The organism is Yersinia thracica (assembly GCF_902170565.1).
In the GTDB taxonomy this organism is placed as follows: Bacteria; Pseudomonadota; Gammaproteobacteria; order Enterobacterales; family Enterobacteriaceae; genus Yersinia; species Yersinia thracica.
This window is the reverse complement of the sequence record NZ_CABHXX010000132.1, coordinates 1-16,068: the sequence shown is the minus strand read 5'-3', so window position 1 is coordinate 16,068 and position 16,068 is coordinate 1. Positions and strand designations below refer to the sequence as shown.

The following is a 16,068-nucleotide window of genomic DNA, read 5'->3' as shown; positions in this document are numbered from 1 at the left end:
AGGGCATACAACGGGGCAGGCATTCAGCCCCGTGATTGTTATCGGATATTCATCACTAAAACAGTTTGGTGATTACAGCTCGATGGCGAAATATTGCCTGGCGTTATCAAAGCAGATGTTTTTCACCATGGAACCCAGCAGCTCAATATCTGCCGGAGCCTCACCCTCTTCGACCCAGCGCCCAATCATCTGGCACAGAATGCGACGGAAGTATTCATGGCGGGTATAAGACAGGAAGCTGCGGCTATCAGTTAGCATCCCAACAAAGCGGCTTAACAAACCAAGCTGGGCCAATTGGGTCATTTGGCGTTGCATGCCATCTTTTTGGTCATTGAACCACCAGCCAGAACCAAACTGCATTTTCCCGGCAGTACCCTCGCCCTGGAAGTTGCCTACCATGGTGCCGATCACTTCGTTATCCCGTGGATTCAAGCAGTAAAGGATGGTTTTTGGCAGCGTATTACGCAGGCCCTGTGCATCCAATAAGCGAGATAAAGGCTGCGCTAAGGGTTGGTCATTGATGGAGTCAAAGCCGATATCCGGCCCGACCAGATTGAACATGCGGCTGTTGTTATTACGCAATGCGCCGATGTGATACTGCTGCACCCATTCACGACGATGATACTCGCCAGACAGGAATAATAAGACCGCGGTTTTAAACTGAGCAATTTCTTCGGTGCCTGGCTGATTACCGGCCAAACGACGGGCGAGAATGCCGTCTAAAGTCGCTTCATCGGCTTCACCGTAAACCACCACATCCAGCGCGTGGTCAGAAACTTTACAACCGTGGGCGGCAAAATGATCCATACGTTTGTTCAGCGCGGAACACAAATCGGCAAAGCGGTTAATCGAAGTGTCAGCGACAGCTTCCAGGCGTTGCATATAATCGTTGAAACCTGCGGCTTCAATATTGAAAGCTTTGTCTGGACGCCAGCTTGGTAACACTTTGATATTGAAGCTGCCGTCAGCCGCAATAGCTTTATGGTGGCGCAAGTCATCAATCGGGTCATCAGTAGTACCGACCATTTTAACATTCATCTGTTGCATGATACCGCGTGCAGAGAAGCTGTCCTGAGCCAGTAATTCGTTACCGCGCTGCCAGATTTCGTCTGATGTAGCAGGGGACAATAACTTACCTGTAATACCAAATGGACGGCGTAATTCAAGATGCGTCCAGTGATACAAAGGGTTACCAATAGTATGAGGAACCGTTGCAGCCCAAGCATCAAACTTCTCACGGTCGCTGGCATCACCGGTACAGAAACGCTCCGCGACACCATTAGTGCGCATAGCTCGCCATTTGTAGTGGTCACCTTTCAACCAGATGTCATACATATTCTTAAAGCGGGTGTTTTCTGCGATCTGTTCTGGGGGTAAATGACAGTGATAATCATATATCGGCTGATCTTTTGCGTAGTCATGATACAGACGGCGGGCAAATTCAGTGTCGAGCAAAAAGTCTTCGGTCAAAAACTGCGACATATTAGGTTCCTCACTTGAAACATCTTAGAGTTCTGCTTTCTGTTATCGCGAAGTTATCACACCAATTTCATCTATCGTCCAGCATTTTTTATAGATAAAGATCGCAAAAACCTAACAAAAAGAACAAATACTCAACATTTATAGTCTATTTAGTCCCTTTCGGCACTAAGTCTGCTGGGTTCTATTATTCCCTAATTGAAAAGTGGTTTTTGTGATATCACTCAACTTTTAAATCTGTATGACAAGTTATTGTTGCGTCGCCATCAGTCATCTCATTAGCCATGTTCAAGTAAATGCATTGATTTGACTCAAATGGGTATAGGTATACAAAAAATGAGCGCCGTACCAGCACTGCGGCCTCGAATAGGAAGGGAAACCTAAAATAGTTGAAGCGACCGCCAGCACGCCAGCCTCAACTCATGAATAAGAAAGACCAGGCACCACCGCATGCACTGCAATGTCGGATTGGGCCACATTGCGCCATGAAACGTCACGACAGGCGGCGTTTCATGGCAGTAATCTAATACTGGGAGAAAGTTACAAATGATGCGTAAAATTAAAGGCTTACGCTGGTACATGATCGCTTTGGTTACCGTTGGCACTATATTAGGTTACCTAACACGTAACGCTATTGCCGTTGCCGCACCAACGTTGCAAGAGCAGTTACATATCACGACACAGCAATATTCTTATATTATCGCCGCTTATTCAGCCGCTTACACCCTGATGCAGCCGGTTGCCGGTTATATTCTGGATGTGATGGGGACGAAAGTCGGTTATGCCATGTTTGCCGTCATGTGGGCCATATTCTGTATGAGTACCGCATTAGCCAGCAGCTGGGGTGGTTTAGCGATCGCTCGTGGTGCTGTGGGTGCAGCAGAAGCCGCGATGATCCCTGCGGGTTTGAAAGCAACCAGTGAGTGGTTCCCCGCAAAAGAACGTTCCATTGCCGTGGGTTACTTCAACGTAGGTTCTTCTATCGGCGGCATGATTGCACCACCATTAGTGGTGTGGGCTATCGTGATGCACAGCTGGCAGATGGCATTTATCATTACCGGTGTGCTTAGCCTGATTTGGGCCATTGCTTGGTTAATCCTGTACAAACACCCGAAAGATCAGAAAAAACTGTCTGATGAAGAGCGTGAGTACATCTTGAGTGGCCAAGAAGCGCAGCACTCTACTGCTAACTCCAAAAAGATGTCTGCAATGCAGATTATCCGTAATCGCCAGTTCTGGGGGATTGCAATCCCACGTTTCTTGGCAGAACCCGCTTGGGGCACATTCAACGCGTGGATCCCACTGTTCATGTTTAAAGCTTACGGCTTTAACTTGAAAGAAATCGCCATGTTTGCCTGGATGCCAATGCTGTTTGCCGACCTGGGCTGCATTCTGGGGGGCTATCTGCCCCCATTGTTCCAGAAATACCTCAAAGTTAACCTGATTGTTTCCCGTAAGTTAGTGGTCACAATGGGCGGTTTGTTAATGATTGGGCCGGGGATGATTGGCCTGTTCACCAGCCCTTACGCGGCTATCGCCCTGCTGTGTGTCGGGGGATTTGCTCACCAATCACTGTCTGGCGCGCTGATTACGCTATCTTCGGATGTCTTCGGGCGTAACGAAGTGGCCACCGCCAACGGCTTGACGGGGATGGCAGCCTGGACTGCCAGTACCATGTTTGCCCTGGTGGTGGGTGCTTTGGCTGATACTATGGGCTTCAGCCCACTGTTTGCCGCACTCGCCGTATTTGACGTGTTGGCAGTCGTGGTTATCTGGACGGTGCTGCAAAACCGCTCGGCTGTCGAACCCGCTATCGATCCGGTACAACAAACGCCAGCCGGACAGAACTAATCCAAGATTTTAAGCTCCAGACACCACCAGCCCGGCGATATTTGCCGGGCTTTTTCTCCCCGACCCGCCCTCCTTTTCTGCACATTTTCCATCATAACTGTGATAGCAATAACTAGAACCCAATAGGGATAAGTGGTATAACAAGTCCAATTGTATCTCCTACGGGATATCATGCCTTCCAGACAAAATGAGCCGCAAAATTTGCTGCCTCAATTGATCCTAGATCCCAAGAGCCTTAATCATGGAATTCACAGAAACCAGACGGTTGTACCAGCAGTTAGCCGCAGAGTTAAAGCAGCGCATCGAAGCCGGTGTTTATCAGGTGGGCGATAAATTGCCCGCAGAACGCTACATTTCCGAAGAAATGAATGTCAGCCGAACTGTGGTCCGTGAAGCGATTATCATGTTGGAAGTGGAGGGCTATGTAGAAGTGCGCAAAGGCTCCGGCATCCATGTGATGTCGAATCAGCAAAAGCACTTGGTCATGCCGAACCAGGGTATTGAATTTGCCACCGCAGGCCCTTTTGAGCTGTTACAGGCGCGTCAATTGATCGAAAGTAACATTGCTGAATTTGCGGCCACACAAGTGACTCGTCAGGATATCGTGCAATTAATCGAGATCCAAAAACATGCGCGGCAAGAAGATCGTTTTCGTGACTCGCAATGGGATTTGAAATTCCATGTGCAAGTGGCGCTGGCGACGCAGAACACCGCTATGGCAACCATTGTCGAAAAAATGTGGAGCCAACGGGTACATAACCCTTACTGGATCAAACTGCACGAGCATATTGATGATAAGTCGATCGAGAGTTGGTGCGAAGATCACGACCGGATCCTCGAGGCCCTGATGCGCAAAGATCCTTACGCCAGTAAGCTCGCCATGTGGCAACATTTGGAAAATACCAAACAAATGCTGTTCCGGGCCACGACGGATGATTTCGAGTTTAATGTAGACCGCTACTTATTCACCGAAAACCCGGTTGTTCATCTCGATATCCCCAAAGAGCTTGGTTTGAGCGTTACAGATAAGCCGCAAGCAAGCGAATCACTTAAATAAGTTATTAGAGTGATAAGTTCGCCAAAAGTCGATTTGACCATGGCTGATAGCGGCAATGCCCAAGGATGGGCCGACGAACAGATACTGCCAACTTCAAGTACGAGGGGCACTCTTCTTGCTGCATTGTAGTCAGTAAATGTCGAGTTCTGTCAGCAAATGTCAGTATTAGGCCTGTTTTTTAACTATTGCTTAAATCGCACTCAATTAGCATCCATATTTCCCTGTTTCATATCCCGCTATTTTGCTAAAGTGACAGCACTTTTTTATTCGGATGCTTGGGGAGCGAAACGCAAATATATGCGCTGGTTGTTTGCTCTGTTTATTGCAGTGGCTGGCTGGGTCGGTTCGGCTTCCGGCAGCCTGCTATCGTCCACGCATCCCTCACCAGGTATAGTGTTACCCGCGCTTGACTGTCCCTCCGTCAGCGGCACCTCCTCATCCGTAAATGTATTTTCGTCATACCTGCACCTGCAAAAGAAAGCCTTTTACTCTCAATTGCGTCTGATGGGTATGCCCGCTAAAAAAACCGCCATAAAAAATCGGTTGGGTGCGGCTAAACTTACCGGCTCTGTTAATCCTTCATTCGCCAATAACATTTTGCATGGCACACATCTGGCTATATCTCGCACTAGCCGGGCGGATGATATCTATAAACAACTGCGGCAATCACTGCCCCTACTGAACTATTCCAATTGGATATTCTATGCATCGACACAGCAAAATCGTGTGGGTGGCTGGAAAGAGAGTAATATTCAATATAGCGGGATGCTTACCTACCACCTTATGGCGTGATGCTTTCTCTGTTGTCGTAATACGTGGGCATCAAAATAAGAAGTCAATTTATCTTTAGATATCAGCGAATTGGTTTGCTCTGGTTCATTTATCAAAACCATCGCTAAAACACGAAAAGCCATCAGATATTTTTATGATCGTGTTTATATCCATAACGATGCATACAACAAACAATGACGTTTTAGGAATACCAGATGGATATCATTAAAGAACTTTTACATGCTTTATGGGCACAAGACTACGAGACATTGGCGAACCCATCTTTGGTCTGGGCCATCTACATCCTGCTATTTGTGATACTTTTTCTGGAAAATGGCTTACTTCCAGCCGCCTTTTTACCGGGCGATAGCTTGCTGATTCTGGTGGGCGTCTTGATTGCAAAAGGGGCCATGAGTTTCCCGGTGACCATTGTGGTATTGACCACCGCAGCCAGCTTGGGTTGCTGGGTCAGTTATATTCAGGGCCGATGGCTGGGGAATACAAAAGTGGTGCAAGGGTGGCTATCCCACCTACCCGCCCATTACCATCAGCGCGCACATAACCTGTTCCACCGCCATGGCTTATCCGCACTATTGGTCGGGCGTTTCCTGGCATTCGTGCGCACCTTATTGCCAACAATTGCGGGCCTTTCCGGCCTGAGCAATACCCGCTTTCAATTCTTTAACTGGATGAGTGGGTTGCTGTGGGTGCTTATCCTAACCACCATGGGCTTTGCTTTTGGCAAAACACCGGTATTCCTGAAATACGAAGATGAAGTCATGTTCTTCCTGATGTTGTTGCCTCTGGCACTCTTGGTGATTGGCTTATTTGGTTCTTTATATGTGCTTTGGCGCAAGAAAAGTGCTCCTCCCGCCAATAATAGCAATGACAAAGGTAAGCCAGAGTGATTACCCTTAGGGGCCGTTTTAGCCGCCCGGTTTGGCTCTATCTTGTCCTGCCCGTGGCAGTGTTATTATTAGCAGCATTGTTGTTTACGCCCATGATTTTGCGCACAGAAAGTGCCTTGAAAATTCGGCCTAACCAGCAAGGGCTGTCGTTACCCGATGGCTTTTATCTGTATCAACACTTAGATCAGCGGGGGATTCGCATTAAAAGCATCACTCCGGAGAATGACAGCCTGGTGGTGAGCCTTGAGTCGCCAGAACAGCAACAAGAAGCTATCGAAGTTTTGCAGGATATCCTGCCCAGCGGTTATGTCATTGTGACCAGTGAATCAAAGAAACGTCAGCGTTTATTGCCTGCCTTCAGAAATAACCTACAAAACGTAGGGTAATCTGCACTACGGGGAGTTATCTCCCCGTCACCAGCTCATCGTTATTCCCTATTTATTCCGCTGATTCATGATTAATCTATAAAAATTCCGTAGTAAACTTGGGTATCGCATCATTCAGCGCTATGCTTAGTCATTCACGGCAACCTATTTTACCCCCGATTCTTGCTGTAAAAGGAAGCAATACCATGTTGTTACGTACTGTGCTGTTAGGTCCCGTTTTTTCACTACGGGTTTTTCTCTTGTTGGTATTACCGATGATTGCATTTCACAGCGTCGCCCAAACTAATGAATGCGACACCAAAGCCAAAGAGATCCAACAGCAGATTGATTATGCCAAACAGCATGGCAATACTCGCCGCGCCGCAGGTCTTGAAACAGCGCTGAAAGAAGTTAAAAATAATTGTACTGTTGAGAGTCTAAAAGCTGAACGGCAGAAAAAAATTAAAGAAAAGCAGCACAAAGTCGCTGAACGTAAGCAAGAACTCAAAGAGGCTCAGCAAAAAGGTGATGCTGGGAAAATTGCCAATAAACAGAAGAAGTTAGCGGAGGCGCAAGCTGAGTTAAAGCACGCTCAGGCACAGAAATAGCGACTCCGGGTTTAAATACAAACACAGTGAATTATTAGGATTATTAACCTATCAACTTTCCAACAAATTCACTAGATTAGATATTCACCTCAGTTATGTTAAGGAGCTATTACATGCCACAAGATAAAACCTCTGAACATTTGCGCGCTGAACTTAAGTCACTTGCAGATACTTTGGAAGAAGTGCTGCAATCTTCGACCGATAAGCCAAAAGCTGAGTTAGATAAGCTGCGGGCTAAAGCGGAAAGCGCGTTGAAAGATACACGTGAGCGCCTAAGCGAAACTGGCGATAAAATTGCAGCCCAAACCAAAGAAATTGCTGATAAAGCTGATAACTATGTCCATGACAACCCTTGGGCTGGCGTAGGCATCGGTGCTGCTGTCGGCGTGGTGTTAGGCGTGCTGTTGTCTCGCCGCTGATTATGGCTGAACTCCCTAAAACTCAGGGCCCCGGAAAAGGGGTCCTCGATACTGTCCACCGCATCGCCACTATTGTGGTAGGTATGGTTGAAACCCGTGTCCGGCTAGCGGCGATTGAACTGGAAGAAGAAAAGGCAACACTGATTCAGTTGTTGATGATGGCGGGGATTACTCTGCTATTGACCGCTTTCGGTTTGATGAGTCTGCTGGTGTTAGTGATATGGGCGATTGATCCTGCTTATCGTTTAGTTGCGCTGGGGTCGACAACCGCCGTGCTATTAGCGCTGGCAATCATCGGTGTTATCTGGACACTCACCAAAGCGCGCCGCTCCACACTGCTGGGTTCAACCCGTAAGCAACTGGAAACGGACCGCGAATTATTGGAGAAAGAGCGTTGAGCCGACGTCAATTAGCACAGGAAAAGGCCGCATTGTTACGGGAGATCCAGCAGCAACGTCTGGATCTCGCTAACAGCGCTGCGCATTGGATTGAAGTCACTGCACCTTATGACCGGGGCTGGGTAAAAATCGTCAGTATGCGGAAATATCTGATGGTGGGGTCAAGTCTGGTCGCACTTTACGGTATCCGCCACCCCAGCAAATTTATCCGCTGGTCGCGCAGAGCTGTCAGTGCATGGGGTACTGTCCAATTGTTCCGCAATACTTTTTTCTTACGCTAACCCGCCGCAAACTCTCTTTGCGGCATTCTCTATCCTCTCATCAGTTGTTACTTACTTTCCCCGATCACTGCCTCTAAGTCGGTTATTTTTCGGCTTTTATTTTCTACCTCTTCAGTTTTTTTGATAAAAACCGACAGTTTTACTTGCTAACAACTTATCAACTTCTCCACTAACATTCTCTCATCAACTCAGGGCGTTTGCATAAATACACCGGCAAACAATCATATATACCCTAAATAATTCAAGTTGTAGGAAGGCGGCAACTGAGTGAATCCCGATGAGCTTACTCAGGTAAGTGATTCGGGTGAACGAAAGCAGCCAACACACATGCAGCTTGAAGTATGACGGGTATAAAAATTAACGCCAGCAGATGCCAGGCATTAATACAAAACACTTTTGGAGAAGTCGTCGATGAACAAATTACAAAATACTGGCCTGTTGGTAGCACGCATTCTGATGCCAATTCTGTTTATTGTGGCCGGTTACGGCAAAATGGGTGATGCCTATGCCGGTACTCAGCAATATATGCAAGCAATGGGCGTCCCTGGTTTCTTCCTGCCACTGACGATTCTGTTGGAGTTTGGTGGTGGTCTGGCCATTCTGTTTGGTTTCCTGACCCGCACCACTGCACTGTTTACTGCCGGTTTCACTATTTTGACTGCATTGATCTTCCACACTAACTTTGCGGAAGGCGTTAACCAACTGATGTTTATGAAAAACCTGACCATCGCTGGCGGTTTCATCGTACTGGCTGTAGCTGGCCCAGGTGGTTTCAGTATCGACCGCCTGTTGGGTAAGAAGTGGTAAGCGCAGTCGCGGAAATGAATATGCGATTTTAATGAATAACGCCCTATCATTAGATAGGGCGTATTTTTTATAGAGGAACATAAAATGGGACAGCTTGTAGAGGGTATCTGGCAAGACGTTTGGTATGACACCAAATCTAGCGGGGGCCATTTCAAACGCAGTAACTCACAGTTCCGCAATTGGGTGACGACTGATGGTCAAGCTGGCCCGCAGGGTAAGGCTGGCTTTAAAGCCGAAGCACATCGTTACCATTTGTATGTTTCTCTCGCCTGCCCGTGGGCGCACCGTACCTTGCTGATGCGCACCTTGAAAGGTCTGGAATCAGTGATTTCAGTTTCTGTGGTGCATCCGCTGATGCTGGAAAACGGCTGGACGTTCGGTCATGATTTCCCTGCCACCACTGGCGATAAGCTTTATCATCTCGATTATCTTTATCAACTCTATCTCCGTGCCGATCCCCATTATAGCGGGCGCGTGACCGTCCCGGTGTTATGGGATAAGCAGCAACAAACTGTTGTTAGCAATGAGTCAGCCGATATCATTCATATGTTCAATAGTGCTTTTGATGGGGTTGGCGCGAAAGCGGGCGATTATTACCCTCCCGCATTACACGGCAAGATTGACGATATCAATGAGTGGATTTACGATCAGGTCAATAATGGCGTGTATAAAGCGGGCTTTGCCACCACACAACAAGCCTATGATGAAGCCGTCAGCACCTTGTTTGATGCATTGGATAAGCTGGAACACATTCTGGGGAAACACCGCTATTTGACCGGTAACCAGCTGACGGAAGCAGATTTACGCTTATGGACCACATTGGTACGTTTTGACCCGGTGTATGTCACGCATTTCAAGTGCGATAAGCGCCGTATTAGCGATTATCTCAACTTATACGGCTTTTTACGCGATATTTATCAGATGCCGGGTATTGCCGAAACAGTGGATTTTGACCATATCCGCCATCACTATTACCGCAGCCACGGCACCATAAATCCTTACGGAATTATCTCCATCGGCCCACAGCAAAACCTGCTGGAGCCACATGGACGAGATACGCGTTTCGCTTAGTTAACAGGTTAACACGCGGTAGCTGTTAACTTTGCGAAAGCGTTGCGAGCGAAAGTAGTTTGGGTGCGGCCTGCGCACAACCACCGGAACGTACACTTGACTTTATAAAACCGAGTACGTGAGGATGGCGAGCACAGCCCAAGCCCAAAATACACACGCGCAGTAGCCGTTTATTTATTAGCAAACAGCCTAGGGATCTCGCGCAAACACCACGACTTAGCCTCGCCCATACTGTCGCGCCGCCATGCCATAATGATATCCGCCTCACGGCTGTATTCCGGCCCGACAACCCGCAAGCGCCCGGCTTCGATATCTTTTTCCACCATATCATAAGGCATGGTCGCCACCCCTAAGCCAGCTAATAGTGCCCGCCGTTTATCTTCAATGGTGCTGACCGTCAGCCGTTGCTGTTTATCCAACAATTGCACAGTGATAACCGGCCGCTCGCGGGCGGTATCTGCCACGGCAACGGCACGATATTTCACCCGAGTTAGCTCTGAGAGCGGCTCCGGTTCCAAATGAATAGGGTGATCCGGGCTGGCCACATAAACGCTGGTCACTTTGTACAGCTTGCGGCTGTTAATCTCCGAGGATGCGCGAAAATGCATATCCGGCGCGATAACAATATCAGCCCGCCCCTGCTCCAGCCGTTCCCATGCTCCGGCTAATACCTCGGTAAAAATAGAAACCTGAGTGTTGGCTTTGAGTGCCAGTTTGTCGATAAGCGGGAACAGTTTCCACGCCGGAGACAATGCCTCGCTGACGATGGTGATATGGGTTTCCCAGCCGCGTGCCAATGCTTCGGCATCGGTCGTCAGCTTATCTGCCGCTTCCAGCAATACTCGCCCGCGATCCAGTAGCATGCGCCCGACATTGGTAAACTTGGTGCGGTGCCCTGAACGGTCGAACAGCACCACATCAAGCTCTTCTTCAAGCTTCTGCATGGTGTAGCTCAGCGCAGAGGGTACTCGCCCCAATTCATCGGCTGCGGCGGCAAAACTACCACGGCGATCAATGGCATCCATCACTCTCAATGCTTCTAACGTTAGCGCCCGATCTTTGGCCATCATTTTCTCAATCAGGAAATTTGAATATAGCGACCAGATTAACTGGCTAACAATCTGCCGTCCAGACGCTTACCATTTGTTTACAGATTAATGTCGAAAAATTATACCCTATAGATTTCCAGGTGCAGGAAGGCGGCAAGCGAGATAACCCCGATGAGCTTACTCCTGTAAGTGATTCGGGTAAGCGAATGCAGCCAACACATCTGCAACTTGAAAGATGACGGGTATGGGAGCAATCATGATCACATGCAGAACAGCAAAACAGTGCGGGCAAGCTGACTTTGGTTGGCTTCAAGCGCGCTATACCTTTTCATTCGGCCACTATTTTGACCCGAAATTACTCGGCTATGCTTCACTGCGGGTGTTGAATCAGGAAGTGTTAGCGCCGGGGGCATCATTCCAGCCGCGAACCTATCCACGAGTTGATATTCTCAACCTGATTTTACAAGGTGAAGCCGAATATCGCGATAGTCTGGGCAACCATGTGCGCGGCAAAACCGGCGATGTTTTGCTATTTTCTACCCAACCGGGTGTTAGCTATAGCGAGCATAACTTGAGTGTAGACAAGCCATTAACCCGCATTCAGTTATGGCTCAATGCTTGCCCGGAACAAGAAAGCCACCCCGCTCAGGGCATGTCTTTATGCTCTCAGTCATTGCGGTTATTGGCCTCTCCCGATGGGGAGCAAGGTAGCCTGAAGCTGCGCCAGCAAGTGTGGATTCATCATTTAGATTTAGCAGCCGGTGAGCAATATACAATTGATTTGCACGGTCCGAGGGCATATCTGCAATCTATTCACGGGACGGTCGAAGTGAAAGGCCCACAAGTGAGCGAAGCTCAGCGCTTGACCTGCGGTGACGGGGCTTTTGTACAAGAAGAACAGCATTTAGTGATTAAAGCAGAAACCGTCCTGCGGGCATTGCTGATTGATTTACCTGAATGACCGGGTATTCACCCGGTCAATTTTAGCTTCTTACGGCTTCAATGACGCCATATCAATCACAAAGCGGTATTTCACATCACTTTTCAGCATACGCTCGTAGGCGTGGTTAATATCCTGAATATTAATCATTTCTATATCTGAAGCAATACCGTGTTTAGCACAGAAATCCAACATTTCCTGGGTTTCCGCAATACCGCCGATGCAGGAACCCGCTACCGAACGCCGCCCCAAAATCATCGGTAAGGTGCTCACCATCGGGCTGATATCCCCGAGGAAACCGACAAACACTAATGTACCATCGACATTCAGCGTCGGCATGTATGCATTGATATCATGCACATAAGGCACAGTATCAATGATCAAATCAAACTGCCCTTTGGCCGCGGCCATTTGTGCATCATCGGTAGATAAAACAATGTGATGCGCACCTAAGCGGCGGGCATCCGCCTCTTTATTGGGGGAGCGGGTAAAGAGTGTCACTTCAGCGCCGAGCGCATTAGCCAATTTCAGTGCCATATGGCCCAATCCACCCAGCCCCACAACAGCCACTTTGCTACCCTTTCCGACTTTCCAATGGCGCAGTGGTGACCAGGTGGTAATACCCGCACACAGCAGCGGCGCAGCAGCTTTCAAGTCCAGACCGGCGGGCATTTTCAATACAAAATCTTGTGATGCGACAATAGCTTGCGAGTAACCGCCGTAGGTTGGCTGATGATCATGACGGTCAATACCATTGTAGGTTTGCACATTTCCTTCTTCACAATATTGCTCTAATCCCTGCTGACACGGGTTGCAGTGGCGACAGGAATCCACCATGCAACCAATACCGGCAAAATCGCCCACTTTAAACTTCGTGACATCCTTGCCGACCGCCGTAACGCGCCCCACCACTTCATGACCGGGCACAATAGGATAGGTGCTGAATCCCCAGTCATTACGCGCCTGATGCAGGTCAGAATGACAAACACCGCAATAGAGCACCTCCATCACCACATCATCTGGGCGAGGAGCGCGACGGGTAAACTCAAAGGGGGCCAGCGGAACTTTTGCTGATGTAGCAGCATAACCGAGTACTTTCATTGTCATGGTGTATCTCCGGGATTATGAGCGTTGAAAAGAGATGCGAAGTATTTATCAAAGCTCTTGTTTCGTCGGGCGGAATAACACTTCGTTAATATCCACATCCTCCGGCTGGCCGATAGCAAAGGCCACAACACTGGCGAATGCATCAGCGGAGATAGCAACTTCGTCATAAAATTGCTTAATACCTGCCGCGACATCAGCTTCAGTGATGCTGTCCACCAACTCACTACTCACCGCACCGGGAGAAATAATGGTCGTCCGAATATTGTACGGCTTCACTTCCTGACGTAGCCCTTCGGAAATCACGCGAACAGCGGTTTTGGTCGCCGCATACACAGCACTGCCCGGCCTCACTTTATGGCCCGCCACTGAGGAAGTATTGATGATATGCCCACTTTTCTGCTCTTTCATATAAGGAAGCACTGCTGCGATGCCGTAAAGAACCCCTTTCAGATTCACATCAATCATTGCATTCCAATCATCAATCTTGCGCCGTTCCAACAGTGAATGTGGCATTAGCCCGGCATTATTCACCATCACATCTATGCGGCCATAAAGCCTGACCGCAGTGTCCACCAGCGCCTGAACTTGATCCGGATGCGTCACATCCGTTTTGACTACGGCAGCTTTATTCAATGATAGATCGTCGGCCAATTTTTCCAGCCGCTCAATGCGGCGCGCACCCAGCACCACTTTTGCGCCATCTTTTGTCAGGCGACGAGCCAAAGCCTCGCCCAGGCCGCTGCTGGCCCCAGCGATAACCACAACTTTATTTTCAATACCTTGAGCCATATTTCCTCCGAAGTTATTTCTGATATTGCTCGTCGCTGACTTTTTCCATCCACGCCGGCGAAAGCTGCCGGACTTAACATGGACTACATAACTGTAGACGCTACGAGCAATTTCACCGTTATTCCTGATAGTGTTCAGGTGACAGATCAAAGTCCGGTGAGTTTTTCCAGCGCCTCAGGATAGCGCTCGCCGACCAATGTGACTTTCGCAGCAGCACTGTCAATTTGCTGAAGATCCGCGGCAGTCAACTCCAGGTTGGCAGCGCCAATATTCTCTTCCAGCCGATTTAACTTACGTGTCCCTGGGATCGGCACAATCCACGGTTTTTTCGCCAATAACCAGGCCAGCGCGATTTGTGCCGGTGTCGCGCCTTTTTGCTGTGCCACATCCTGAATCAACGTAATCAGCCCCTGATTGGCCTTTAATGCCTCCGGTGTGAAACGCGGCAAAGTGCGACGAAAATCATCACTGGCAAACTCGGTTGATTCCGTCATTTTACCCGTCAGATAACCTTTACCCAGCGGGCTATAGGGCACCAAACCAATCCCCAGCTCCTCTAGTGTAGGGATAATTTCCTGCTCCGGTTTCCGCCACCACAAAGAATATTCACTCTGTAGCGCGGTGACTGGCTGAACTGCATGGGCTCGACGAATGGTTGCCGCTCCCGCCTCAGACAAACCAAAGTGCTTAACTTTCCCTTCTTTAATTAAATCTTGTACTGCGCCAGCCACATCTTCGATGGGCACATTGGGATCGACACGATGTTGATAAAACAGATCGATAACATCTGTTTTCAGGCGCTTGAGAGAGGCCTCCGCGACCTTTTTGATATGTTCAGGTCGGCTGTTTAAACCCACCCATCTTGGCCCACCATTAGGATCGGCCTGAAAACCAAATTTGGTGGCAATCACCACTTTATCGCGCAAAGGGCCCAGCGCCTCACCCAACAATTCTTCATTGGTGTATGGCCCATAGACTTCTGCGGTATCGAAGAATGTCACGCCAAGATCCACGGCTTTGCGCAGTAATGAAATCATTTCCTGTTTATCGGTTGCCGGGCCATAACCGAAGCTCATTCCCATGCAACCTAAGCCCATTGCTGACACTTCAAGGTTACTGCGACCGAGTGTGCGCTTTTGCATTGTCTTTGCTCCTGTCCGCCGTTGTTTACCACCACAAGACATTCAGCAATGTGAATGCCGATTACAGAAAAGGTAGCAAATGCTTATACAGAGTATTAGAGGGGGAAATGTGCATGAGTATATGAATTCAATTCATAAATTGAGCTAAACTTGAAAACTTGAGTGCTAACCTGCGGGAACCAAGATGCTAAAAGAGAATTTTAACGATTTATTTTCATTTCTAATGGTTGCCAGAGAACGTAGTTTTACCAAAGCCGCAGCAAAATTGGGTGTTTCCCTCTGCGTAAAATTACCTCGCCTGATTATTTGCAACCCGCCCTCTAAAATGGTTAATGACGGTTAGCCATTTCAGATTATTCCGAAGTAATAATTCAGATTTATCGCTAAAAATTTAAAATAAATACATGAGCAATTCGTATTACCACAGTATAAGAATAGACTTTATGTCGAAGATTAATTAAAAAAAATTTTAGAAATTTAACTTTATTTAGTTTGTCGATGCTAATAATTATTATATGAATGCCAACTCAAGTGCACCACTTACCCCTAATTTTTTCATTGCACTGCGTTTGTTATTACTGATTGTTTTGATACTTTTATGGAACATTTTAGATATTAAGGTCAAACTTAATCCATTATAGAGTTCTATCAAAACATCTAACTCACGATCTGTCAGCATCTTTAAGTTATCCCTAATGAGACTAACAATGTAAAGATGACTGTAGACAAATTCACCTTGCATCGCGTCATGAACAAAATCAGCTAGCTGAGACGCTGACTCATTGCGTGAAACTATTGCATTGACACCTATATCAAATAATAGCTTGATTAATATTGAGTTTTTCTCTCCGGTGTACACAAATACTTTAACTGTTGGAATGGCTTTTTTGATATTGATAATATCCTTAATTATTTTAAAAGGATTATCTGCATGGGTAAAGTTGACAATAACCATTTAAACATTATGGTCATTGGCGTATTGATATAAATCATTTTTTGTTTTGAAAAAATTCGTCAATGCTATAT

At 47.7% G+C, this 16,068-nt stretch carries 18 protein-coding genes and 1 pseudogene; 13 read left to right on the top strand and 6 right to left on the bottom strand.

Annotated features, from left to right (window positions below; translation table 11 throughout):
- Positions 1-72: 72 nt before the first annotated feature.
- Entirely contained in the window at positions 73-1,482 is a 1,410-nt protein-coding gene (gene uxaC / locus FTA91_RS17685; RefSeq protein WP_145583700.1) for a glucuronate isomerase, read from the bottom strand.
- Between the two features lie 543 nt (positions 1,483-2,025).
- Between uxaC and FTA91_RS17680 the strand changes: the two genes are divergently transcribed.
- The 11 genes from FTA91_RS17680 (at position 2,026) to FTA91_RS17630 (ending at position 10,015) form a co-directional block, all read left to right on the top strand.
- On the top strand, positions 2,026-3,330 hold the full coding sequence (locus tag FTA91_RS17680) for an MFS transporter (protein WP_072082394.1): 1,305 nt from the start codon (positions 2,026-2,028) through the stop codon (positions 3,328-3,330).
- A gap of 241 nt (positions 3,331-3,571) precedes the next feature.
- The gene (gene exuR / locus FTA91_RS17675) at positions 3,572-4,387 is read left to right on the top strand and encodes a transcriptional regulator ExuR (protein WP_038638851.1); all 816 of its coding nucleotides are present in this window, start codon (positions 3,572-3,574) and stop codon (positions 4,385-4,387) included.
- Positions 4,388-4,684: 297 nt separating this feature from the next.
- The gene (locus FTA91_RS17670) at positions 4,685-5,179 is read left to right on the top strand and encodes a hypothetical protein (RefSeq protein ID WP_050112232.1); all 495 of its coding nucleotides are present in this window, start codon (positions 4,685-4,687) and stop codon (positions 5,177-5,179) included.
- Positions 5,180-5,373: 194 nt separating this feature from the next.
- Complete coding sequence (locus FTA91_RS17665; protein WP_004391980.1) at positions 5,374-6,066, top strand: DedA family protein; 693 nt, start codon at positions 5,374-5,376, stop codon at positions 6,064-6,066.
- Positions 6,063-6,452, top strand: coding sequence for an EnvZ/OmpR regulon moderator MzrA (gene mzrA / locus FTA91_RS17660; protein WP_050112231.1), 390 nt, complete (start codon positions 6,063-6,065; stop codon positions 6,450-6,452). The genes FTA91_RS17665 and mzrA overlap by 4 nt, the downstream gene beginning before the upstream one ends.
- A gap of 185 nt (positions 6,453-6,637) precedes the next feature.
- Positions 6,638-7,039 (top strand): DUF1090 domain-containing protein, encoded by a 402-nt coding sequence (locus tag FTA91_RS17655; RefSeq protein ID WP_145534026.1) that lies wholly within the window; start codon positions 6,638-6,640, stop codon positions 7,037-7,039.
- A gap of 113 nt (positions 7,040-7,152) precedes the next feature.
- On the top strand, positions 7,153-7,458 hold the full coding sequence (locus tag FTA91_RS17650; RefSeq protein WP_004391984.1) for an ElaB/YgaM/YqjD family protein: 306 nt from the start codon (positions 7,153-7,155) through the stop codon (positions 7,456-7,458).
- A gap of 2 nt (positions 7,459-7,460) precedes the next feature.
- On the top strand, positions 7,461-7,856 hold the full coding sequence (locus FTA91_RS17645) for a phage holin family protein (protein ID WP_050112229.1): 396 nt from the start codon (positions 7,461-7,463) through the stop codon (positions 7,854-7,856).
- Positions 7,853-8,137, top strand: a complete 285-nt coding sequence (locus FTA91_RS17640) for a YqjK-like family protein (protein ID WP_050112228.1) — start codon at positions 7,853-7,855, stop codon at positions 8,135-8,137. The genes FTA91_RS17645 and FTA91_RS17640 overlap by 4 nt, the downstream gene beginning before the upstream one ends.
- A 411-nt stretch (positions 8,138-8,548) precedes the next feature.
- Positions 8,549-8,944 (top strand): DoxX family protein, encoded by a 396-nt coding sequence (locus tag FTA91_RS17635; protein ID WP_050112227.1) that lies wholly within the window; start codon positions 8,549-8,551, stop codon positions 8,942-8,944.
- Between the two features lie 84 nt (positions 8,945-9,028).
- A complete protein-coding gene (locus FTA91_RS17630) occupies positions 9,029-10,015 on the top strand; it encodes a glutathione S-transferase family protein (protein ID WP_145583698.1) in 987 nt (328 codons plus the stop codon).
- 170 nt (positions 10,016-10,185) lie between these two features.
- Here the strand turns inward: FTA91_RS17630 and FTA91_RS17625 are convergent, their stop codons facing one another.
- Entirely contained in the window at positions 10,186-11,082 is an 897-nt protein-coding gene (locus FTA91_RS17625) for a LysR family transcriptional regulator (RefSeq protein WP_038638842.1), read from the bottom strand.
- Between the two features lie 238 nt (positions 11,083-11,320).
- Here FTA91_RS17625 and FTA91_RS17620 point away from each other — a divergent pair, with 238 nt between their 5' ends.
- Positions 11,321-12,025 (top strand): pirin family protein, encoded by a 705-nt coding sequence (locus FTA91_RS17620; protein WP_050112225.1) that lies wholly within the window; start codon positions 11,321-11,323, stop codon positions 12,023-12,025.
- Positions 12,026-12,055: 30 nt separating this feature from the next.
- Here FTA91_RS17620 and FTA91_RS17615 read toward each other — a convergent pair whose 3' ends face one another.
- The 3 genes from FTA91_RS17615 to FTA91_RS17605 form a co-directional block, all read right to left on the bottom strand.
- On the bottom strand, positions 12,056-13,111 hold the full coding sequence (locus FTA91_RS17615) for an NAD(P)-dependent alcohol dehydrogenase (RefSeq protein WP_038638837.1): 1,056 nt from the start codon (positions 13,109-13,111) through the stop codon (positions 12,056-12,058).
- A gap of 48 nt (positions 13,112-13,159) precedes the next feature.
- Positions 13,160-13,900 (bottom strand): SDR family oxidoreductase, encoded by a 741-nt coding sequence (locus FTA91_RS17610; protein WP_145583696.1) that lies wholly within the window; start codon positions 13,898-13,900, stop codon positions 13,160-13,162.
- A 146-nt stretch (positions 13,901-14,046) separates the two neighbouring features.
- Entirely contained in the window at positions 14,047-15,042 is a 996-nt protein-coding gene (locus FTA91_RS17605) for an aldo/keto reductase (protein ID WP_050112222.1), read from the bottom strand.
- 184 nt (positions 15,043-15,226) lie between these two features.
- On the opposite strand from FTA91_RS17605, the pseudogene FTA91_RS17600 reads away from it, so the two are divergent.
- Positions 15,227-15,319, top strand: a pseudogene (locus FTA91_RS17600) (LysR family transcriptional regulator); the annotation flags it as partial.
- Positions 15,320-15,553: 234 nt separating this feature from the next.
- Here the strand turns inward: FTA91_RS17600 and FTA91_RS17595 are convergent.
- Positions 15,554-15,997, bottom strand: coding sequence for a helix-turn-helix transcriptional regulator (locus FTA91_RS17595; protein ID WP_050112221.1), 444 nt, complete (start codon positions 15,995-15,997; stop codon positions 15,554-15,556).
- Positions 15,998-16,068: the final 71 nt, after the last annotated feature.